General features: G+C 43.4%; 23 protein-coding genes. 19 read left to right on the forward strand and 4 right to left on the reverse strand.

Annotation, left to right across the window (positions count from 1 at the left end):
* Positions 1-812, forward strand: an 812-nt coding sequence (locus ABWP91_RS13180; RefSeq protein WP_353243625.1) for a type VI secretion IcmF C-terminal domain-containing protein, incomplete at its 5' end; no start/stop codon positions are given.
* 149 nt (positions 813-961) lie between these two features.
* Here ABWP91_RS13180 and ABWP91_RS13185 read toward each other — a convergent pair.
* Positions 962-1,558, reverse strand: coding sequence for a GNAT family N-acetyltransferase (locus ABWP91_RS13185; RefSeq protein ID WP_206083803.1), 597 nt, complete (start codon positions 1,556-1,558; stop codon positions 962-964).
* Positions 1,559-1,782: 224 nt separating this feature from the next.
* Here ABWP91_RS13185 and ABWP91_RS13190 point away from each other — a divergent pair, with 224 nt between their 5' ends.
* The 3 genes from ABWP91_RS13190 (at position 1,783) to ABWP91_RS13200 (ending at position 5,432) form a co-directional block, all read left to right on the forward strand.
* Positions 1,783-3,804 carry an FAD-dependent oxidoreductase gene (locus ABWP91_RS13190; RefSeq protein ID WP_353243626.1) on the forward strand — a complete coding sequence of 674 codons (2,022 nt, stop codon included), beginning with the start codon at positions 1,783-1,785 and terminating at the stop codon, positions 3,802-3,804.
* Positions 3,805-3,964: 160 nt separating this feature from the next.
* The gene (folE2, locus tag ABWP91_RS13195) at positions 3,965-4,882 is read left to right on the forward strand and encodes a GTP cyclohydrolase FolE2 (RefSeq protein ID WP_353243627.1); all 918 of its coding nucleotides are present in this window, start codon (positions 3,965-3,967) and stop codon (positions 4,880-4,882) included.
* A complete protein-coding gene (locus ABWP91_RS13200; protein WP_273803012.1) occupies positions 4,872-5,432 on the forward strand; it encodes an LbetaH domain-containing protein in 561 nt (186 codons plus the stop codon). Before folE2 ends, ABWP91_RS13200 begins: the two co-directional genes overlap by 11 nt.
* 223 nt (positions 5,433-5,655) lie before the next feature.
* On the opposite strand, the gene sstT is transcribed toward ABWP91_RS13200, so the two are convergent.
* Both sstT and ABWP91_RS13210 read right to left on the reverse strand, forming a co-directional pair.
* On the reverse strand, positions 5,656-6,909 hold the full coding sequence (sstT, locus tag ABWP91_RS13205) for a serine/threonine transporter SstT (RefSeq protein WP_353243628.1): 1,254 nt from the start codon (positions 6,907-6,909) through the stop codon (positions 5,656-5,658).
* A 263-nt stretch (positions 6,910-7,172) separates the two neighbouring features.
* A complete protein-coding gene (locus ABWP91_RS13210) occupies positions 7,173-8,135 on the reverse strand; it encodes a TerC family protein (protein WP_353243629.1) in 963 nt (320 codons plus the stop codon).
* A 615-nt stretch (positions 8,136-8,750) separates the two neighbouring features.
* On the opposite strand from ABWP91_RS13210, the gene ABWP91_RS13215 reads away from it, so the two are divergent.
* The 5 genes from ABWP91_RS13215 (at position 8,751) to ABWP91_RS13235 (ending at position 11,320) form a co-directional block, all read left to right on the forward strand.
* Positions 8,751-9,419: a DedA family protein gene (locus ABWP91_RS13215; RefSeq protein ID WP_353243630.1), complete on the forward strand. Its 669-nt coding sequence runs from the start codon at positions 8,751-8,753 to the stop codon at positions 9,417-9,419.
* A 239-nt stretch (positions 9,420-9,658) separates the two neighbouring features.
* The gene (locus ABWP91_RS13220) at positions 9,659-9,964 is read left to right on the forward strand and encodes an ElaB/YgaM/YqjD family protein (protein WP_353243631.1); all 306 of its coding nucleotides are present in this window, start codon (positions 9,659-9,661) and stop codon (positions 9,962-9,964) included.
* Between the two features lie 6 nt (positions 9,965-9,970).
* On the forward strand, positions 9,971-10,378 hold the full coding sequence (locus tag ABWP91_RS13225) for a phage holin family protein (protein WP_353243632.1): 408 nt from the start codon (positions 9,971-9,973) through the stop codon (positions 10,376-10,378).
* A complete protein-coding gene (locus ABWP91_RS13230; RefSeq protein WP_353243633.1) occupies positions 10,365-10,664 on the forward strand; it encodes a YqjK-like family protein in 300 nt (99 codons plus the stop codon). The genes ABWP91_RS13225 and ABWP91_RS13230 overlap by 14 nt, the downstream gene beginning before the upstream one ends.
* A 260-nt stretch (positions 10,665-10,924) precedes the next feature.
* Positions 10,925-11,320: a DoxX family protein gene (locus ABWP91_RS13235; RefSeq protein ID WP_225818498.1), complete on the forward strand. Its 396-nt coding sequence runs from the start codon at positions 10,925-10,927 to the stop codon at positions 11,318-11,320.
* A gap of 406 nt (positions 11,321-11,726) precedes the next feature.
* Here ABWP91_RS13235 and ABWP91_RS13240 read toward each other — a convergent pair whose 3' ends face one another.
* The gene (locus tag ABWP91_RS13240; RefSeq protein ID WP_353243634.1) at positions 11,727-12,620 is read right to left on the reverse strand and encodes a LysR family transcriptional regulator; all 894 of its coding nucleotides are present in this window, start codon (positions 12,618-12,620) and stop codon (positions 11,727-11,729) included.
* A gap of 121 nt (positions 12,621-12,741) precedes the next feature.
* Between ABWP91_RS13240 and ABWP91_RS13245 the strand changes: the two genes are divergently transcribed.
* From ABWP91_RS13245 to dagF, 10 genes are all read left to right on the forward strand, one after another.
* Positions 12,742-13,449 carry a pirin family protein gene (locus ABWP91_RS13245; RefSeq protein WP_353243635.1) on the forward strand — a complete coding sequence of 236 codons (708 nt, stop codon included), beginning with the start codon at positions 12,742-12,744 and terminating at the stop codon, positions 13,447-13,449.
* 166 nt (positions 13,450-13,615) lie between these two features.
* Positions 13,616-15,595: a BglG family transcription antiterminator gene (locus ABWP91_RS13250; RefSeq protein ID WP_353243636.1), complete on the forward strand. Its 1,980-nt coding sequence runs from the start codon at positions 13,616-13,618 to the stop codon at positions 15,593-15,595.
* A gap of 483 nt (positions 15,596-16,078) precedes the next feature.
* Entirely contained in the window at positions 16,079-16,417 is a 339-nt protein-coding gene (locus tag ABWP91_RS13255; RefSeq protein WP_353243637.1) for a transcriptional antiterminator, read from the forward strand.
* Between the two features lie 31 nt (positions 16,418-16,448).
* On the forward strand, positions 16,449-16,814 hold the full coding sequence (locus ABWP91_RS13260) for an SFCGS family glycine-rich protein (RefSeq protein ID WP_353243638.1): 366 nt from the start codon (positions 16,449-16,451) through the stop codon (positions 16,812-16,814).
* The gene (locus ABWP91_RS13265; protein WP_047756106.1) at positions 16,814-17,110 is read left to right on the forward strand and encodes a DUF4312 family protein; all 297 of its coding nucleotides are present in this window, start codon (positions 16,814-16,816) and stop codon (positions 17,108-17,110) included. Before ABWP91_RS13260 ends, ABWP91_RS13265 begins: the two co-directional genes overlap by 1 nt.
* Positions 17,111-17,136: 26 nt before the next feature.
* Entirely contained in the window at positions 17,137-17,928 is a 792-nt protein-coding gene (locus ABWP91_RS13270; protein ID WP_206083579.1) for a DUF4311 domain-containing protein, read from the forward strand.
* Positions 17,929-17,930: 2 nt separating this feature from the next.
* Positions 17,931-18,581 (forward strand): DUF4310 family protein, encoded by a 651-nt coding sequence (locus ABWP91_RS13275; RefSeq protein ID WP_206083578.1) that lies wholly within the window; start codon positions 17,931-17,933, stop codon positions 18,579-18,581.
* Positions 18,582-19,203: 622 nt separating this feature from the next.
* Positions 19,204-20,343 carry an amidohydrolase/deacetylase family metallohydrolase gene (locus tag ABWP91_RS13280; protein ID WP_353243639.1) on the forward strand — a complete coding sequence of 380 codons (1,140 nt, stop codon included), beginning with the start codon at positions 19,204-19,206 and terminating at the stop codon, positions 20,341-20,343.
* A complete protein-coding gene (locus ABWP91_RS13285) occupies positions 20,327-21,439 on the forward strand; it encodes a DgaE family pyridoxal phosphate-dependent ammonia lyase (protein ID WP_219244549.1) in 1,113 nt (370 codons plus the stop codon). Before ABWP91_RS13280 ends, ABWP91_RS13285 begins: the two co-directional genes overlap by 17 nt.
* 1 nt (position 21,440) lies before the next feature.
* The gene (gene dagF / locus ABWP91_RS13290; RefSeq protein WP_353243640.1) at positions 21,441-22,181 is read left to right on the forward strand and encodes a 2-dehydro-3-deoxy-phosphogluconate aldolase; all 741 of its coding nucleotides are present in this window, start codon (positions 21,441-21,443) and stop codon (positions 22,179-22,181) included.
* Positions 22,182-22,261: the final 80 nt, after the last annotated feature.

A 22,261-nucleotide genomic window follows, 5' to 3' on the forward strand; every position in this document is an offset into this window, starting at 1 on the left:
TCGCCGCCAGCCTTGGGCAAGAGTGGAGCGGCTTTGGCGAAACCCTGTTGGTGCAGCCGATGAACCAAGCGTGGGAGCAACTGCTTACCCCGACCGCCGAGGGTATCAATGCCGAATGGCAAAATGCCATCGTCAATGAGTGGAACACCGCGTTTGGCGGGCGCTACCCGCTAAAAAATACTCAGAGCGAGATATCATTGCCGTTGATGGCGCAATATTTACGCCCCGATAATGGCCGCATTCAGCGCTTTTTAGAAACCCGCCTTAACGGGGTGTTACGTAAAGAGGGCAACCGCTGGGTACCTAACAACACCACCGCCCAAGGGCTGCGCTTTAACCCTGAGTTCCTCAAGGCGTTAGATACCTTAAGCCATTTGGGGGATGTGGCGTTCGCCAACGGGGAAGCGCGCCTGTACTTTGAAATTCGCCCCTCCACCAGCCGTGATGTGATGCAAACCATTTTGGTGATTGATAAACAGACGCTGACCTACGACAACCAATTCCCCGAGTGGCAACGCTTTGTGTGGCCAGGGGATACCATCGCCTCCGGTGCGTCACTGCGCTGGATGAGCACCACCTCAGGCACCCGTTTACTGGCAGACCACCGCGGCGTGTGGGGGGTGATCCGTTTATTGGAAAGCGCCCAAGTCGCTCCGTATGCAGGCACCACCAGCAGTTATACCGTGTCGTGGCAAACTAAGAACGGCAATACCCTGCCCTTTATGCTGCGCACCGAAATGGGGGAAGGCCCCCTTGCGCTGTTAACTCTGCGTAATTTTGTGCTGCCTAGAAAAATCTTTTTGCCTCGTTAAGCACAGGTTGCCCCGTGTTATTACTATCATGCACCCCTGAAAAATAAAAAATCCGCCCCCTCAGTGTGTGGCGGATTTTCACAGAACAAAGAACATTTCATGGGTCGACATTCGCTCTTAAAGTAGGCTCTGAATATCACCCCCACATCTTAACGTGGTTTTACCATCTGCCATTCTAAATGGTGCTTAATCGCTGGCCATTCAGACGCAATAATGCTGTAAACGCAGCTATCACGTAGCTCGCCTGTTTTAGTTCTCATATGACTACGTAAAATACCATCCAGTTTTGCGCCTAGACGCTCAATGGCTTTACGGCTCTGATGGTTTAAAAAGTGCGTGCGAAACTCCACGGCCACGCACCCTAACTCTTCAAAGGCATGCTTTAACAATAAGTATTTAGCCTCTGTATTAATCGCGGTGCGCTGAACCTCAACACCGTACCACGTTGCGCCCAGTTCAACCCGTTGCACGGCATTATCCACTTTATTATATGACGTGATGCCAACAGGTTTCCCCGTGCGTTTGTCGATAACCACAAATGGCAAACACTCTTTTTGTGCAAAACGTACAAGGCGGCTTTCGACATCTTGGGGGAAATTATCAGGATCGGGCACTAAGGCATACCATAAATTATGCAACCCATCACGCCGGATAATCGCCGCAAGTTCTGCATCATATTGGTGAGATAAAGGCTCAAGGCGAACACATTCACCTTCTAAGGTAATAGCTTGGCAAATCTCTTTCATCATGGTTTCCCTATGTGGCTCTTTTTGCGATGTGTCTCTACTTTTTTAATCTTTTTATATGACATAAAAATAAAATGGCGTCACTTAACTGCGTTGACTTAGCAATTTAACCTAAAACATATGATAAAAATCACAAAATTTTAACATCTTTACCAATTTGCAGACTCATTACGCTACAGTTAACTCATCTGACCTGTTAAATAAATCCCGAATGGGAGCATCATATGAGCAATTTTCCACACCTTTTTACCCCCCTTGATTTGGGGCATACGGTACTTAAAAACCGGATACTAATGGGCTCAATGCATACCGGGCTCGAAGAACACCCTGAAGGGAGCGAACGGCTTGCCCATTTTTACCGTTTACGCGCTGAAAATGGCGTCAGTTTAATTATTACAGGGGGTATCGCGCCTAATCCTGAAGGTGCGTTAACCGCCCACGGAGCGGTATTGAATAACTTAAATCAGCTGCCATTTCACCGTACAATTACCGATGCTGTGCACCAAGCAGATGGCAAAATCGCCCTGCAAATATTACATGCAGGCCGATATGGATTACACCCATTATTAGTGGCTCCAAGTGCTATTCAGGCTGAAATTATTCCATTTGCACCTAAAGCACTATCCTCGGATGAAGTACAAAAAACCATTGATGATTTCGTGAATACCGCAAAATTAGCGCAACAAGCTGGTTATGATGGCGTCGAAGTCATGGGCTCTGAAGGGTATTTAATTAACCAATTTATTGCTAAGCGAACGAACCATAGAACTGACGAGTGGGGAGGCAGTTACACAAATCGTATTCGCTTCCCTATTGAAATTGTACGGCGTATTCGTGAAGCCGTTGGCGTTAACTTTATTATTGTGTATCGGCTTTCAATGCTGGATTTGGTCGAAAACGGTTCAACGTGGGAAGAAATCGAATACCTTGCTAACGAAATTGAAAAAGCAGGCGCGTGTATGATCAACACAGGTATTGGTTGGCATGAAGCCCGCATACCGACCATCGCAACCCAAGTCCCTCGCCACGCATTTAGTTGGGTCACCCAAAAATTAATGGGCAAGGTGAATATTCCATTAATTACCACAAACCGTATCAATGACCCTTTTGTTGCTGAGCAAATTCTTGCCAATGGGCAAGCGGATATGGTGTCGATGGCTCGTCCATTCCTTGCGGATGAAGCTTTTGTACGTAAAGCCGCCGAAAACCGTGCGGACGAAATCAACACCTGCATTGGCTGCAATCAAGCTTGCCTTGATTTAATTTTTAGCGGGAAGCTCGCCAGTTGCCTTGTTAACCCACAAGCGGTTAGGGAAATGGATTACCCCAATGAAAAAGCCGCTAAAAGTAAATCCGTCGCCATTGTGGGCGCGGGCCCTGCGGGGCTTTCATGCGCTATTTATGCAGCTAAGCGCGGCCATAAAGTCACGTTATTCGAAAAGTCGAACCAAATTGGCGGGCAATTTAATTTAGCGAAACAAATTCCCGGAAAAGAAGAATTCCATGAAACCATTCGCTACTTTTGCCGCCAATTACAGCTGTTGAACGTGGATGTTCGCCTTGAACAACAAGCAGATGCCCAAAGTCTTTCAGGGTTTGATGAAGTGATTATTGCCACTGGCGTCACCCCACGCAAAATTCAGCTGGAAGGTGCCGATCACCATAAAGTGGTTTCTTATATTGATGTGATCACCCACCAGCAAGCGGTTGGTAAAAATGTCGCCATTATTGGCGCAGGGGGCATTGGTTTTGACGTGGCAGAGTTGCTAACGCAAGAAGGCAAAAGTAGCAGTTTGGACACATCGCTGTTTAATCAAGAGTGGAATATTGACCCCACAATTCATTCAAAAGGGGGAATTTACCCAGAGCATAAAAATACCGTGGGGTCGGCTCGTCAGCTCTATTTATTGCAGCGAAAAAACAGCAAGGTCGGTGCAGGACTTGGGAAAACAACCGGTTGGGTTCACCGTTTATCATTAATGAAACGCGGCGTGAAGATGCTCAATGGCGTGGAATACATGCGTGTTGACGATGAAGGTTTGCATATTCGTTATCAAGATAAAATGCAGTGTTTGCCTGTCGATAATGTGGTGTTATGCGCAGGGCAAGAGCCTTATCGCCCATTAAAGATTCAGCTCGCTGAACATGGAATTGATGCCCATGTCATTGGTGGCGCCGACGTAGCCGCTGAATTGGATGCACGTAGGGCTATCGAGCAAGGCATGAAAATCGCTTATCAGCTTTAATTCCCCCCCTTTTTTTCCCTCTTGCTTGAATGTATTGAGCAAGAGGGAAAATTGAATACCTATCCCGATGATCCATTACTATTTATTTATTTGCCTCACTTTAACGACATTAATTGTTATGTTATAACATAACTTTTGCATTCTATATTACTGAGGCTCTATGTCATTGACTACCGAAATACTCACCACCCCACTCGCAGATGCACAACTACAAAGTGATACTCACAGCCAAATAGGGCTCGATTGGGTGGGCATGACAGGGATTGCTTTACCCATCGAATTAGCTGGTCGCCCTGTTAATGCAAATGTCGATATTGGGATTAATTTCCAAGGGCAAAAAGGCATTCATATGTCTCGCCTTTATCAGTCTCTAGATGCACTTACCCAAAGTGAATTAACCTGTGATTTGCTAAAGCAAACGTTAAAGCATGCGTTGTCTTCTCATATTCAAACATCCTCTAAAGCTCACCTTCGTATTTATGGTGATATCTTGCTATCCCGCCGCTCTTTAGTCTCTAATCAGTTTGGTTGGAAGTCTTACCCTATTGAAATAGATGTTAATTTTAAAAATTCATTCACTATTATGTTAAAGGTTGGCGTGCCTTATTCTTCAACCTGCCCCAGTTCGACCTCGCTTTGTGCCCAAGTGATGCAGCAGCAGTTTGCACTGGATTTTGATAACCAAGCGCCCCTATTACCGCAAGCTCAAGTTCTTGATTGGTTGGTAAAGCAAGGCTTACCTGCAACACCTCATAGCCAAAGAAGCTGGGCCTGGGTTACTGTAACCTTAAACGCCGAGGAGAAAGAACTGCCCGTTATTGAATTGATAAATCGCATCGAAAACATCCTTCTCACCCCTGTTCAAACCGTGGTGAAACGCAGTGATGAACAAGCATTTGCCATCACTAATGGGCAAAATTTAATGTTCTGTGAAGATGCGGCAAGAAGATTAATCAATGCGTTTAGTCACCAATGCCAATTTGACGAAGTTACCGTTGAAATAGACCACCAAGAAAGTTTGCATGCACACAATGCCGCTGCACGCACCAACTGGAAACGAGGTGACCATGCTGCGTAAAAACCCATCAGGCCATGTGCCTGTTGTTTCTGAAAAAGCGTACATAGACCCAACTGCGATTATTTGTGGCAAAGTCATTATTGAAGATTACGTGTATGTGGGGCCTTATGCGGTGATCCGCGCAGATGAACTAAATGAGGACGGAGATATGTCCCCCATAGTGATAGGTTCTCACTCAAATATTCAAGATGGTGTTGTGATCCACTCCAAAAGTGGTGCAGGTGTTCATATCGGGTCACACACGTCTATCGCTCATCGTGCCATTGTCCATGGGCCTTGTGAGATTGCCCAGCGAGTTTTCATTGGATTTAATAGCGTTTTATTTAATTGTGTAATTGGCGAAAATTGTGTGATCCGCTACAACGCCGTGGTTGATGGCCTAACGCTTCCTCCTGCACGCTATATCCCCTCTTGCGTGCATGTTAACGGGCACAGCGATTTATCGGATTTTAAACAAGTTGATCGCGCTTCATTGCAATTTTCGGAGGAAGTCGCAGCAACCAATATTCAGTTGGTTGAAGGCTATCGCCGCTTACGTAATGAATTTTAATTCAAAAACAAAAAAGGCAGAATATCTATTCTGCCTTGAGGTTGTTGACAAAGCAGGATAAAAGCGTGGTTTTTCCTGCTTTGTGTTATCAGCCGAAAATCAATAAATTGATTTTCCTTAGTCTTTTTCAAAACCAATCCAACCTGCAGTCAAACCTAATCGGTTTGTCAGCAGTCTGAAGGCAGAATATCTATTCTGCCTTCTCGTTTATCGTATAAAACTATTAATCATTATGGGAGAGTTGAGTCTCTGAATTTGCGAGCTTTTCATCTTCAGCCAAGCAAACTGCGGCAGTAAATAAGACGTCAGTAGAGGAGTTCACTGCGGTTTCCGCTGAATCTTGCAGTACACCAATCATCACGCCGACCGCAACCACTTGCATCGCCACATCATTCGGAATACCAAACATATTACAGGCTAATGGAATTAATAATAATGAACCACCGGCCACACCAGATGCACCGCACGCACACACTGAAGCCACCACGCTTAACAGTAATGCGGTCGGGATATCCACTGGGATCCCTTTAGTGTGAACAGCTGCTAACGTCAGAACAGTAATGGTGACTGCCGCCCCTGCCATGTTAATGGCTGCACCTAACGGGATAGAAACAGAGTAAGTGTCTTCATGCAAGTTCATACGGCGGCACATTGCCATGTTTACAGGGATATTCGCCGCAGAACTACGGGTAAAGAACGCCGTCACGCCACTTTCACGTAAACACGCAAACACTAATGGGTATGGGTTACGCTTTAATTTTGAATAAACGATTAATGGGTTAACAACCAATGCCACAATAACCATACAGCCTAATAAAACGGCTAATACATGGAAGTAGCCTTGTAGCGCTTCAAAGCCTGTTGTGGCAATCGTTGAGGCAACTAAACCAAAAATACCCAACGGCGCTAAACGAATAATGACTCTAACTAATTGAGTCACACCATTAGAAAAATCCAGTAACAATGTTTTTGTCGTGTCCGTTGCATGACGAAATGCAATACCTAACCCAATAGCCCACGCTAAAATACCGATATAGTTACCGTTAATTAGCGCATCAACGGGGTTAGTGAATACATTATTTAATAAGCCACTGAGAACTTCGGCGATATTGCCTGGAGGGTTCATTTCTGTCTCGCTACCTGCCAAAGCAAGTGTCGATGGAAACATAAATGACGCAATAACCGCCACTAATGCCGCGAAGAATGTGCCTAAGATATAGAGAACTAAAATTGGTTTAATACTGGTTTTTTGCCCTTGACGATGGTTAGCAATGGACGACATCACCAATACCCATACCAAGACTGGTGCAACTGCTTTTAACGCGCTCACGAATAAGTGACCTAACAGCCCCACGTTTTTTGCGGCCGATGGCCATAACCATGCCAATAAAATACCTGCAACTAAGCCAACCAGTATCTGCTTGACCAAGCTACCGTGAGTGATCACTCGCCATAACCCTGTTTTATTTGTATCCATAGTAGACCTATATTATTTATCTTTATTAGGAATTAAATGTGTTTGCAGAGCCAGTATAAGGAATAAATACCTTGTGGAAAGGCTATTATTCAAAATATACACAATGATTGATTTTACTTAACAATTATTTTACATAACTGTGATCGCAATAGAGTTTTGTTTCTTATAGTAGAATGGCATAAGGGAGAATGATTGTGATTTTTCAGAGAGTTAAAACAAAAACCCCCTACCTTATCGGTAAGGGATTTAAATTTTGAAGGACGTTATTTACTTTTTGCTTCGTTGCGTTTGTTAACAATTGTATTAATGATTAATGTCACCACTAATATTGCGGCAATCGTTCCCAACGAAATCGGCGTTGGAATGTGGTAGATATCAATAAGCAGCATTTTTATACCAATGAAGCTTAAAATGACCGCTAAGCCGTATTTTAACATTGAGAACTTTTCTGCGACGCCTGATAGCAAGAAATACATCGCACGTAACCCTAAAATAGCAAACAAGTTAGACGTTAAAACAATAAACGGGTCAGTCGTCACGGCGAAAATAGCAGGAATACTATCCACCGCAAATATCACATCACTGATTTCAACTAAGATCAGCACTAAAATAAGCGGCGTTGCAAACAGCACACCATTGCGTTTAATAAAGAATTTTTCACCGTGTAGCTCATCGGTCATGCGAAGATGTGAACGCACCCACTTCACTAACGGTTTATCATTAATTGGTGAATCATCTTCTTTGGCAAAAGCCATTTTAAGCCCCGTAAACAGTAAAAATAGGCCGAAGACATACAAAATCCAACTAAACTGCGTGACCAACCAGCTGCCCGCGAAAATCATGATAGTTCTTAATACGATAGCGCCTAGCACACCATAGACTAGAACACGACGCTGCAAACTTGCTGGGATCGCAAAATAGCTAAATAGCATTAACCATACGAAGACGTTATCCACTGCCAAGGCTTTTTCTAACAGGTAACCCGTTAAAAATGCCATTGTTTGGCTATCAGCAAACTCGCGACCGACGTTGTCGTTAAGGTACCACCAAAAACCTGCGGCAAAAATAAGCGAAAGCGTGACCCACACAATACTCCAAGCCGCGGCTTGCTTCATCGACATGGCTTGGCCTTTGTGTTTACCCTGCCAAAACAAATCGATAAGTAACATAATTAAAATAATAACTGCAAAACTGCCCCATAAAGCAGGGTTACCGACTGAGTGCATTTTCCTATCCCTTAAAAAACAAAAAACGGCTGATATCCAGAAGACATCAGCCGCTTAAAATTTTTTAACCTCAAGGAATTATCTATTGGTTGTAAATTATGAGCAAACCTCGCCTTCTGGCAAGGTCTCACTTACAACACAATTAACCCGAGGACAGGTAATGTGGTGCTCGGCTACCGGGTGTAATGTGTACACCGTAATGACGATAAACCGACAAGAAGAAGTTACTCCCCTTTGCTATGCGCAAAATATACGGTAAAAAATCTTAAAATGCAATAATTAGCTATATTAGATTTAACCCGCTTTTTTTGTGTGAAAAGATACATTAACGGCAAACTTTTGCAGTTTATAGTTAAAATCCTCTACTAAAGTGAGTTTTTAGCCATTTTGCTTTGTTACAATTAGGGTAATTAATTGTAACAATAGCGCTCAACTTAAATGAATTCTAAAAATATGCTTAAAATTTGCTGTTTAGTTATTTTCGGTTTTGTTAAAGTGAGCGTGATTTACACTAACAGTCTGAGGAAACAACGCTTTCACTCAGGCATTCACTTAATCCATTTCTCCCTGCCCAACAACAAGTTTGTTGCTGTTATTGCCGTTTAGGAAACATTAATGGAATTAGTTAAAGAACTTTTTTTTGCCCTTTGGCACCAAGATTATGCCACACTCTCTAACCCATCATTGATGTGGGCTATCTACCTTATGCTGTTTGCTATCCTGTTTCTTGAAAATGGGGTTTTACCCGCAGCGTTTCTACCAGGTGATAGCTTATTGATTCTAGTGGGCGTCCTGATTGCGAAAGGTACCTTGAGCTACCCTCTCACCATCGTGATTCTCACGGCTGGCGCAAGCTTAGGCTGCTGGGTAGGTTATATACAAGGCCGCTGGTTAGGTAACACAAAAATGGTCAAAGGCTGGCTAGCACACTTACCTGAACATTATCACCAACGGGCTCATGGTTTGTTCCACCGCCATGGTCTTGCTGCACTGTTAATTGGCCGTTTTCTCGCTTTTGTGAGAACCCTGCTACCAACTATTGCAGGTTTAGCAGGTTTAAAAAATGGCCGTTTTCAGGTCTTTAACTGGTTAAGTGGCTTTTTGTGGGTACTTATTCTAACCGCAATTGGTTACGGTTTTGGCAAAAGTCCTATTTTCCAGCAATATGAACATCATATAATGAATGTATTGATGTTAATCCCTGTTTGTCTGTTAGTTATCGGTTTAGTCGGCAGTATCGCTGTCGTTGTGAAGAAAAAACTATCAAGCAAAAAAGTAAACTAATTCAATTTGTGGGGACTTTCTTGTCCCCGCATTTTCGCTTTTACTCATTTTTACTTATCTATTTATTCCACGAAAAAAACGGCATTAATTCGCTGATTAAACGACGATTTTTTAGCACACTCTGTTTGTCATTTTTTGTTTACAAGTCATAATTACACTGAATATTTGATTGCACTTAGTGCAAAAATCGCTATTGTTAATACAACGAATGCGCTTTTTCTATTGATAGGAGGTTGTATATGTCATCGAATCATTCATCAGACGAACTACGTGCGGAACTACGCGCTTTAGCTGACTCTCTGGAAACGATGCTTAGTGATACCGGCGAAAAATCGAAAGAAGAGATTGAAAGCTTAAAATCAAAAGCACAAGAAGCATTGCGCTCATCTCGTGCAAAACTCGGCCAAACCACCGAAAGGATCACCGAGCAAACTAAGGAAATGGCGGGACGCGCAGATAACTACGTAAAAGAAAACCCATGGACAGGCGTCGGTATTGGCGCAGCAGTGGGCGTTGTTCTTGGCGTGTTACTCGCTAAACGTTAATTGCTTATGGAACCAAATCAGCAACGTCAGGGCCCCGGTAAAGGGGTCCTTGAAACCTTACGACGCATCGCTAACATTTCAGTTGGCATGGTGCAAACTCGCTTAGAGTTAATTGCCGTTGAGTTAGAAGAAGAAAAACTCAACCTTATCCAACTTCTTTTATTGGTTGGCTTAGCGTTACTGTTTACGGCATTTGGTTTGATGTGCTTAATTGGCCTGATCTTTTGGTCTGTTGATCCTATTTACCGCTACCAAGCACTGGCGATGACGACAGGTGCATTAACCCTGCTTGCCATTATTTTTGCTGTTTGGGCATTAAAAAAGGCAAAACAATCAACCTTACTGGGAGCAACACGAGAGCAACTGGCTCAAGATGCCAACGCGTTAGCGAGAAAGGATGATGAACAAAAATAAGCAGCAATTATTGGCAGCTAAAAAACAGCGCTTAGTCAGAAGGATTGAGCGTCAGCGACAAGAGCTGACGGAAACGTCCTCTGACTGGCTACAAACTACCGCACCTTATGACCGTGCTTGGCAAACGATCATGATATTTCGCCCTTTAGTGATTGCCGCCACAGGTTTGCTCTCGGTTTACTCCCTTCGCAAACCACAAAAAATTCTGCTGTTAGGCCGAAAAGCCATCACCATTTGGGGCTTAGTTCGTTCAATTCAAAGCGCAATTCAAACCAGCAAAAAATAACCGACACCCTCCAATTAAAAATAACTCTTTATTATTTAATAAGATAAACAATATATCTTTCTAATTCTTATTCTCCCAATAAGTTCATTCAATTTTTTTGTCCTTCTTTGTGAATAACCTTAGCTTTTTATTGAATGAGTAAATGACTATTATAAGCCCATCAAATGATTTCTAGCCAATTAGTGCTAAAAACAATATTATAAAGCGACATATATCGCAATTATTTAATATTTAATGACTTATTAATCTGGAGAATTTTAATGAAAAATTTAGAAAGTGGTGCGATATTATTGGCCCGAATTATGATGCCAATCCTATTTATTGTCGCTGGATATGGAAAACTCGGTGATGCCTACGCAGGCACACAACAATATATGCAAGCCATGGGTGTTCCCGGCTTCTTATTGCCTTTAACGATTTTATTAGAATTAGGCGGCGGATTAGCGGTTCTGTTTGGTTTCTTAACGCGTACCGTTGCCTTGTTCACTGCGGGTTTCACTGTATTAACCGCATTGCTGTTCCACATTGATTTTAGTGTGGCACCAAACAGCTTGATGTTTATGAAGAACTTTACTATCGCAGGCGGTTTCTTACTGTTAGCGGTTACGGGCCCGGGTAAATTCAGTATCGATCATTTACTCGGCAAAAAATGGTAATACGCGTTTCATATCACCCTTATTGATTTAATTACATTTGTTTGTCCAATTTACCTCCTTCGGGAGGTATTTTTTTGCCTAAAATAAAGGTTTTGAACCAGTTGAAGGGGAAATATAGGTAAAAATTATGTAGGAAAGCCTTATTTATTCTTTTAGTTTATGGGCCAAGTCTAAATATCAGGCTGAGATTGTTTTACTTTTTTGAATCATAGCTAGTTAACCGCACTCGTAAACTCTAAATAGTTTGAGTTGTAAGCAATAATGGCGCTCCAAAACTTATATTAACTTCTAAATAATTCGTGCTGTAGCAAGGCGGCAAGCTTGCTAATCCCTGGGAGCATACATAAGTATGTGACTAGGGTTAGGAAGCGATGCCAACAAAGCTACAGTGCGAAGTATGACGAAGTTATGAACGAAATAATTTGGGGATCTCACGCAAACACCACGACTTCGCCTCCCCCATACTATCCCTCCGCCACGCCATAATAATCGTCGTCTCATGGCTAAACTCAGCCCCAACGACTTTCAAGCGCCCTTCGCGAATATCCTGTTCCACCAGCGGATACGGCATTGTCGCCACGCCAAGCCCTGCCAATAATGCATTACGCTTATCTTCGATACTCGATACTGTTAAGCGCTGCTGTTTATCCAGCAACTGTACAGTGATAACAGGGCGCTCACGGGCTGTATCTGCTACCGCTATCCCACGGTACTTCACCCGTGTTGCATCAGAGAGTGGCTCTGGCTCTTGGTGAATCGGATGATCAGGGCTTGCTACATAAATATGGTTAATTGTGTATAACGGTTTCGAGTTAATTTCTGACGAGGAACGAAAGTGCATATCGGGCGCTATCACAATATCAGCCTTACCACTTTCGAGACGCTCCCATGCACCAGCTAGCACTTCGGTGATCAACGATAATTGCGTTTCTGATTTTTCAGCCAGACGTTCCACCAGCGGAAAAAACGACTGTGCAGGCACCAATGCCTCACAAACAATCGTTAAATGTGTTTCCCAACCTTTTGCAAGCGCTTCCGCGTCTGACGTCAGTTTATCTGCCGCTTCAAGTAAAATGCGGCCTCTATCTAGCAGCATTCTGCCGACATTGGTAAATTTGGTTCTATGTCCTGAACGGTCAAATAAAATTACATCGAGCTCTTCTTCTAGTTTTTGCATGGTATAGCTTAGCGCGGATGGCACTCGACCCAGTTCCTCTGCTGCCGCTGCAAAGCTGCCACGTCGGTCGATTGCATCCATCACCCTTAATGATTCAAGCGTTAATGCTCTCTCTTTACTCATGATGTATCTCTTTCAGGAAATTTGAATAAGGGAAACAGATTAACTGGCTAACAATTCAACGTCCAGCTATTTATTATAACAATAGATTATTAACTTATTATTTGGATGAGGGTTAACCATTATGATGACATTGAGGCCCGTTAACCATTGCGGAAAAGCAGACTATGGTTGGCTACAAGCTCGCTATGCTTTTTCTTTTGGCCACTATTTTGACCCTGACTTTATGGGGTTCAAAACATTAAGAGTGCTGAATCAAGAGGTTATAGCACCGCAAAACTCATTACAACCAAGAATGTATCCCCATGTCGATATCTTAAATATCGTCCTAAATGGGCATGCACAATACCGCGATAGTTTAGGGAATACGGTTGATGCAAATGCAGGTGACTGCGTACGTTTTTCGCCTCGCCCAGACTTAAGTTACAGCGAGCAAAATGTCTGCCCACAGACGCCATTAACACGATTACAGCTCTGGCTAAATGCATGCCCACAGCAAGAGTCATTACCGTTGCAAAAAGTGACAATTTCTGAAGATGAAAATTGCCTTGTGGCATCGCCAGATGGCGAAAAAAACAGCATTCAGTTACGTCAACAAATTTGGATAAACCAGATTCACCTAGCGCCAAAATCATCATCTATGATATCAATAAAAGGCCAAAATGCCTTTTTGCAGTCAATACATGGTGGTGCGACTTTACGTAATAAACACGGCGAAACGTTAACCATGAGCTGTAATGATGGGGTCTTTTTACAAGACGAAGATGAGTTTGAAATTACCGCTGATAAAGATTTTCGCGGTTTATTGATTGACCTCGGTGAACAAAACTAAGTTTACCGCCAATTTTCTATCATTTAAAAGCAAAATCCCTCGTATTTTATCGAGTACGAGGGAAAATTTGCGAACCGATTCGCAAATTTAATCATTTACATATCCTATATATTGACAACCCTGTGATAGAGTCCAGCCATTAGCGAGTGAGAAATTTAACCATTTTTTGCTCAATGGCTTTTTTCGTTTTGATTTTAAAGGTGTTTTCGTGGCGCTATTCACTCAACAACGACACAATCAAATTTTTGCTCAAATTCTCAATGAGGTCGTTCCTCAAGATGAACTTGCCAAGCGTTTTTCCGTTTCAACGCGGACAATTCGTTCCGATATCAATGAAATCAATGAGTTGATTGAAGAATATCACGCACATATCGTGTATGAGCGAGGGCGAGGTTATCGTTTAAAAATTGAAGATGAAACCCTGTTTGCCACTTTTACACAACGCAGTGAAGAAGATAGCGCCATCCCCCGCACCAGCAAAGAGCGTATTGATGCGTTACTACTAAAATTATTAATGTTATCCCTTCCCGTCAAACTTGATGATATCGCGGAAGAGTGGTTCGTAAGTCGCGGTACTTTGCAACAAGATATGGGCGCAGTCAGGGAACAACTGCAAAAATACCAAATCACACTGGAAAGTATTCCCCACCAAGGTATTCGCCTCAGCGGCAGTGAATGGGCTATTCGCGCTTGTATGACGGAAACCTTATGGCGTCGTTATTCAGAGCAAATCACCCCTGATTTAACCACCTTCCGCCCAGATAGCTTGGATAATTTGGATTTGACCTATATTGATAAAGTGCTTCATAACAGCATGAATCGCTTTGATATTCGTATTAGTAATGAGGGGCATCTCTACCTCGTTTTTAACTGTGCTGTGACCATTTTACGCATCACCCGAGGCCATGAACTCACCACTTCCGTCAAAAATGATGAAGCGGAAGAGGTGATCCGTAAAGCCTGTGATGAAATCTCAAAAGGGCTAATTTACTTTTTAGGTAATGACCTATCCAACGCAGAGCTCAGCTACTTACATGATCAAATTATTGCCCAGCGCATTAGCCACCAAGACTCTTCCACACAAAAAAGTGGCAGCCACAATGAGCTTTCTGAATATATATTGAATTATATTAATGAGTTATATAACTATGACTTACGAAATGATGAAAAGCTCAAAAAAGATCTTAATACGCATCTTGCTGCGTTGATCACCCGTTTGCAGTACCATATTTCCACACCAAACCCGCTATTATCGGATATAAAACAATATTATCCGTTCGCCTATGATGTCACGCTCAGTGCATTAACCAGTGCGAGTAAGCAATTACTTCCTCACCCCATCAGTGAGGATGAACTGGGCTACCTTGCCGTTCACATCGGTGTGAGCCTTGAGCGCAACTATGGAGCTGGATCTATACGCCAAACCGAGGTGCTGGTTGTTACAGATGCGGGTAACTCAACGTTCCGTGTGGTTGAATCCAAAATTATGCGCGAATTTCCACAATTGAAATTTAGCCGCGGGCTCACCTTGCAAGAATATGAATCGCTGAGTGAGGTGAGTGAGGATTTTGTGATCACGACGGTGAGAATTTCTGAGAAAAATAAACCTGTTATCAAAATTGCGCCCTTCCCAACGCCTTACCAACTAGAGCAGGTTGGGCGACTCGCGATGGTGGACCAAACACGCCCTTACATTATCGAGCGCTTTTTTGACGAGCGATTTTTTATGGTGATCAACGAAAAAATCAGCCAAGAAGAGTTATTCCAAGCCGTTTGCCATAAATTACAGCAAGAGGGCTACGTCACACCTGAATTTTACCCATCTTTGCAAGAGCGCGAATCCATTGTTTCCACCCTTTTGGGTGAGGGTATTGCCCTCCCCCACTCGTTAGGTTTGTTAGCAAACAAAACCGTTGTTGCCACGGTTGTTGCCCCCAAAGGCATTGAATGGAATAAAGAAACCAAAGAAAATGCCTATGTTATTTTCTTGCTCGCCATCAGTAAAACTGACTATGAAGAAGCGATGGCAATTTACGATTTATTCGTCACCTTTGTGAAAGAAAAAACCACCCGCCGCCTGATTAGCGTAAAAAACTTTAATGAATTCCAAGTGATCGCCAAAGACAGCTTGGCAAGGGTGCTATAGTCCTTATGCAACTTCCACTTCAAGGTGGAAAAGTGGGAGTTGCTGTCTTTTACGTGATCCTAACCACAACTCTACGAAATCCTTTTCCCTTTATACTCGCTTGTTTTACGCGCTAAATGGCTAAGTGGAAGCCATAGCTAACAGAAATGACCTGCCCTAATTTTCCATTTCCACTTGCCCTTCCAATTATATTTTTCATTTCCAGTTATAGCTAAAAGAATGTATTCGATTGAATTTATTAATATTAATACTCTTCGACTCCCTAACCAATCATTTTCTGATGATTGATACACGTCAATTTTTCCACTTAACTTCCAAATAGGTTAAATAACGAACCAAATTTACCTGATTTCATTTCCAAGTTATTTCCACTTCTAAGTGGAAATTCACTGCCTGCAAAAAGTGCCAATAAGCGTCTAATGTATAAGACATGAAGGAACAGAGTAGTCTAACTAGCAATATTACTTTGGATTTTAAATAGTTATGAGTAAATCAGTTGTCGTTTTTCAAATGTTAGAGCACGACCTTGATGTCGATGAGGTCACACAAAAACTGCTGGCAGTGATTACTGACTGGCTCAAGCAAGAGGACTGCTACACCACCGATGTACAACAACAAATGTTGGAGTCTCATCTGCGTGCCATGGTAGCGAGAGCAAAAACTGGCGAAGCATTACCAGAGGTTGATATCAGTCTATTTGATGAAATTTCTCAACACTCGATCGCATTAGCTCAGCGGGTTGTCGATACGCTCCCTGGCTTAGCACCAGAAGAGACATATTTGCTTTCTGTTCACTTTGAAGTCGTTCGTTCAAATGATTAATTTTTAAGTTGTAGGATTGGAGAATATTTATATGAAACAGATCGTTATTGTGATCGGAGACCGTTTAGGTAAAGGGCAAAAAGTTGCCGCAGGCGTTGAAGTAGCAGGCGGTAAAGCGATTGTCGTACCCGGTGTGGCTGCTGATATGAAACTTGGCGATGTAATGAACGCAGAGCAAGCCGACCTTGGAATTTCATTTTGTGGCAGTGGCGGCGCAGGCGCTATCACCGCTCAAACCAAATATGGCTATAAAGCTCGTTATGGGATGCGCTCTATCGAAGAGGGAGAAACCGCTATTGCAGAGGGTTGCAATGTATTAGGTTTCGGTTTTATGGACAAGGAAGAGTTAGGCGAGCGCTTAGTTAAAGCATTTAATAAAAAATACGGCAACGCTTAATGAAAAAATCGATCGAAACGACAGTACGGGTGACAGGGCAAGGCGACACCAAGCAAAAAGCCATTGCGGACGCCTTAAATTCGATTCAAAAAACCGTACTGAAAAACAGCACAGACATCATCCTGCGGATAGAACCGAAGGATGTTGAGGTTGTTAGTGCTCACTCGCACTCGCGGACAGAAAAATTTCTATTCATCTTTTTGCCACGCAAACGTGAACATTTCCGTGTTGTACTCGACGTTTCGCTGGATGTTACCTTACTTTCTGTCAACGAAATACCATTTACAGAACAATAATAGCAATCAGGTCTGGAGTTAATTCCATGAGTGAAACTGCATCTTTTTTAGAAATATTGGGCATGTCCCTCATTATCGGTGGGCTCTGCGGCTTCGGTTTAGGCGCAGGCGCGGCACGTATGTTCCACGCACCGACCGTACAAGGGATGGGGGCATTTCGTACATTGGGCGAACTTAACGCCTGTGAAGGCGACCCAGCATCTCACTTCTCTTTCGGCTTAGGATTCTTCTTTAACGCATGGGCATCGTCCGTTGCGGCAGGTGCGTTCACGCAAGACGTTGACCACCGTATCATTCCAAACTGGGGTGCAGCGGCACTGCTAACCAAAAACCGTAATGTGGCAGAAACCCTGCATAACCCGAAAAAAATGGCCATTGCCTGTGCCATCATCGGGGCATTTGTGGTGGCGTTCTTAAATACCACGGCATCTGCGGTTCCTGCGGCACTGCAAACCACGGCAATTAACGTTCTTGTTCCCGCGGCAAACCTGCTGGTAAATACTGTGATGCCAGTTATTTTCTGGTTAGCGGCTATGGATGCAGGTCGTCGTTCTGGTTTCTGGGCAACGCTGTTCGGTGGTTGCGCTCAGTTAATCATGGGTAACGCTATCCCAGGTTTAGTATTAGGTATCTTGATTGGTAAAGGCGTTGATGACAACGGCTGGAACCGCATCACACGCACCATGATGATCACTGTCGTTCTGTTGTTCGTTCTGAGTGGCTTCTTCCGTGAATTTGACCTGAAGATGATCACCTCTTTCAACCTAGACAAACCATTGTGGCTTGAATACGTCCACGGACTGCTGAGCGGGAAATAATCATGACAACTGAAATTAATAAAGACGATTTTTGGTACGCAGAATGGTCATTCCCCATCTTTGTTGGGCTGCTATCAGCAGGGATCTTTGCGGGTACCCATATGTACGTGGTTTACGGGTTCGGCGCATTTAACGAAGTGGCGTTTGTCGCCATGTTACGTGCAGGGCTCGACACTGGGGTTTATGGTGCCGTCGCGGCATTCGGTGCGAGTTTCTTATTCGCTCGAATTATCGAAGGCTCACTGGTGGGGATTTTGGATATCGGTGGCGCACTACAAACTGGTATTGGCCTAGGTGTCCCTGCGCTATTCCTCGCAGCAGGTTGGGATATCTTAGTCACTAACTTCTGGATTTCATTACTGACAGGGTTATTCCTTGGCGTGCTAATCGGCTTACTGATTGTGTTTGCGCGTAAGTTCACCATTGCTCAAGCCAACTCAACCTTTGGTGCTGACGTCATGATGGGTGCGGGTAATACTTCAGGTCGATTCTTAGGCCCGTTAATTATCTTAGCCGCAATGGCCGCTTCCATTCCAATCGGGATAGGTTCACTGATTGGCGCCCTGATCTTTTACGTCTGGCAAAAACCTGTTGCCGGTGGGGCAATTTTAGGCGCGATGTTATTCGGTTATTTCTTCCCTATCGTTGCTTAACACTTATTTTCCCGGGGCATATGCCCCGGGTCACGAAATAGCATGAAGTAAAAACGGGTTCAGATACAGCAGCACTGCGGTTTGCATCATTTAGAACACACTTTTAAGCATGGTCTAAATAATTCAAATTGCGGCTAGGTAGCAAATGAACACATACATCAGTATGTGATTAGGGCTCTTATTTAGAACAAGCATTTAAGCATACTCTAAATAATTCAAATTGCGGCTAGGCGGCAAACGACGATATCCCTAGGAGCATACAAAAGTATGTGACTCGGGTAGCGGAAGAGCAGCCAACAACGCTACGGTTTGCATCATTTAGAACTAGAACACGTATTTAAGCATACTCTAAATAATTCAAATTGCGGCTAGGCGGCAAACGACGATATCCCTAGGAGCATACAAAAGTATGTGACTAGGGTAGCGAAAGCGCTGACATTGACATTATTTAGAACACGCATTTGAGCATACTCTAAATAATTCAAATTGCAGCTAGGCGGCAAACGACGATATCCCTAGGAGCATACAAAAGTATGTGACTAGGGTAGCGGAAGAGCAGCCAACAACGCTGCGGTTTGAAGTATGACGAGTATGACGAGCATGAAGAAGGTAACTATCTATTATGTACACACTCATCATCAAACACGGTAAACGTATCGACGGCACGATTATCGATATTCTGATTAAAGACGGGAAAATCGAGGCGGCAGGCCCTGAGTTAGCCCGTAATCAACAAGCTGACAAAATCATTGACCTGAAAGGGAAAACATATGTCAGTGCGGGATGGATTGATTCTCATGCACACTGTTTTGCCGAGTCACCCATCTACTTTGATGACCCCGATTTAGCAGGCGCTGCGGGCGGCGTGACCTCACTAGTTGATGCAGGGAGTGTAGGTGCTGACGATATTGATAAATTTTATCAATTAACCAAAAAGTCCAAAACCAACGTCTTTTCTTTGTTAAATATTTCACGCATTGGCATCATTGCACAAAATGAATTGTCCGATATGAACAACATCAACAAAGCGTGTTTCCAAGAAGCTATCGAACGCCACCAAGGCTTTGTGGTAGGAATGAAAGCACGTATGAGTAAAAGCGTTGTGGGTGAAAATGGCATCACACCACTAATTAAAGCCAAAGAGATGCAGAAAAAACACCATCTTCCATTGATGGTGCATATCGGCAATAACCCGCCAGATATTGATGAAGTGGCTAATTTACTAACGCGTGGCGACATTATCACACACTGCTTTAATGGCAAACCGAACAAAATTTTAGGCGATGATGGCTACCTTAAACCCTCAATTGCTCGAGCACTGGCACGTGGCGTCATCTTAGATGTCGGTCATGGCGGTGAAAGCTTTAGCTTTAAAGTGGCTGAGCAGGCCATGCGTATCGGTACATACCCTGACATTATCAGCTCCGATATTTACCATCGTAACCGCGTGAATGGCCCCGTTTACAGCCTTGCATTTGTGATGACCAAATTCCTGTGCATGGGCTTTAGCGCCGAGCAAATTTTACGTTGTGTGACTGAAAAAGCCGCCAATTTTTTATCGCTTCCAGCCAAAGGGTATTTAAGACCCGGTTTCGATGCAGACATTACGTTGTTTGATCTGAAAGAAGAACAAACTGAACTCACTGATGCAGAAGGCGAGCAGCGCATAGGCACACACCGCTTTGTGCCTCTTGCCGCTATCGTTGGTGGTAAACATATTATTCATGCACAAGGCGAATCTGAACATGCAATCGATTTATGAGAAGTATCAGTTAAAACACGTTATCAACGCATCTGGCCGCATGACCATACTCGGCGTATCCACACCGACGCCTGAAGTTGTTGAACGTGTTGCTTACGGACTTAACAATTACTTTGAAATTAAAGATTTAGTTAATAAAACAGGTGAATACATAGCCAATTTGCTGAACGTCGAAGCTGCTGTCGTGGTGTCTTGCGCCTCAGCAGGTATTGCCCAAGCTGTTGCGGGTGTGATTGTTCAGGACGATGATGATTTATTGCTGAACCTGCATTCATCGGAAAAAGTTGTTCCGCGTGAAATTATTTTACCAAAAGGGCATAACGTCAACTTTGGTGCACCTGTAGACACCATGGTGTCTTTAGGGGGCGGAAAAGTGATTGAAGCTGGCTTTGCAAACGAATGCAGCGCGGCGCAATTAGCCGCGAAAATCACCCCAAATACGGCAGCAATTTTATACATCAAGTCACACCATACTGTGCAAAAAAGTATGTTAACCGTCGAACAAGCGGCCAAAGTGGCACATGACCACCAGCTGCCATTGATTGTTGATGCAGCCGCAGAAGAAGAGTTAACCGCGTATTACCAAGCGGGTGGCGATATTGTGATTTACAGTGGTGCAAAGGCTATTGAAGGGCCGACCAGTGGCTTAGTTGTTGGTAAAAAACAGTATGTTGAGTGGGTAAAACGCCAAAGCCAAGGCATTGGTCGTGCGATGAAAGTTGGTAAAGAAGGCATTTTGGGCTTAACCCTTGCTATCGAACAATACCTAACTGCACAAAAAGAAACAGGTGCAGAAATGGTCACGCGAATGACGAAGTTTATCAGTGATCTCAATGCCATTAAGGGTATTTCAGCCCAAGTCGTCTGGGATGCCGCAGGGCGCGACATCGCCCGTACCGAAATCAGCTTTGATGAAAAAGTGATTGGCAAAACAACCTATCAAATTATGGCTGACTTAAAACAAGGCGATACCGCCATTTACTTCCGTGAATATAAAGCCAACGAAGGGAAAGTTGAAGCGGATATCCGCAGTGTCAGTACTGAACAACTTGATGTTATTTCAAAGAATATTCGTTTGTTAGTAGAAGGAATTTAAGATGAAATTGTCACCGAATTTTTACCGTGACCGCGTTTGTTTAAATGTGTTGGCAGGTAGCCACCAAAATGCCAAAGATATCTATACCGCCGCAGAAACCTTTGTTGTTGTTGGTGTGTTATCGAAAAACTACCCTGACTTAGATAGCGCTATCGCCGATATGCGCATTTATGCCAAAGAAACCGACAATGCATTATCTGTGGGTTTGGGGGCGGGTGACCCAAATCAATCCACAATGGTTTCTTTGATTTCAAAAGAAATTCAGCCACAGCATGTCAACCAAGTGTTTACTGGAGCACCAGTCAGCCGTGCTTTACTCGGTCAAAATGAAACGTTTGTGAATGCGCTGATTTCCCCAACAGGCACAATTGGTATGGTAAAAATATCTACGGGCCCGCTAAGCTCCCAAGCACCTGACGGTATCGTTCCTATCGAAACCGCAATTATGATGCTAAAAGACATGGGGGCTGACTCAGTTAAATTCTTCAATATGAAAGGGTTAACCTATATTGAAGAATATAAAGCTATCGCTGAAGCTTGTGCAAAATTTGATTTTTCTTTAGAGCCGACTGGCGGTATTGATTTAGACAATTTTGCCGAAATTTTGCAAATCGGCCTCGATGCTGGCGTGAAGAAAATCATTCCTCATATTTATAGTTCAATTATTGATAAAGATACGGGCAATACACGCCCAGAAGATGTGCGTCAATTATTGCAGATGGTTAAGCAAGCGGTTAATTGATGCGTTAAAAGTAGTAAAAAGCAGTAAATAGAAGTTAGAAAATAAATATAAGCGAGACATTACAAACCGAGTCATTGAGA

Origin of the sequence: Providencia sp., assembly GCF_040396775.1 — a bacterium.
GTDB lineage: Bacteria > Pseudomonadota > Gammaproteobacteria > Enterobacterales > Enterobacteriaceae > Providencia.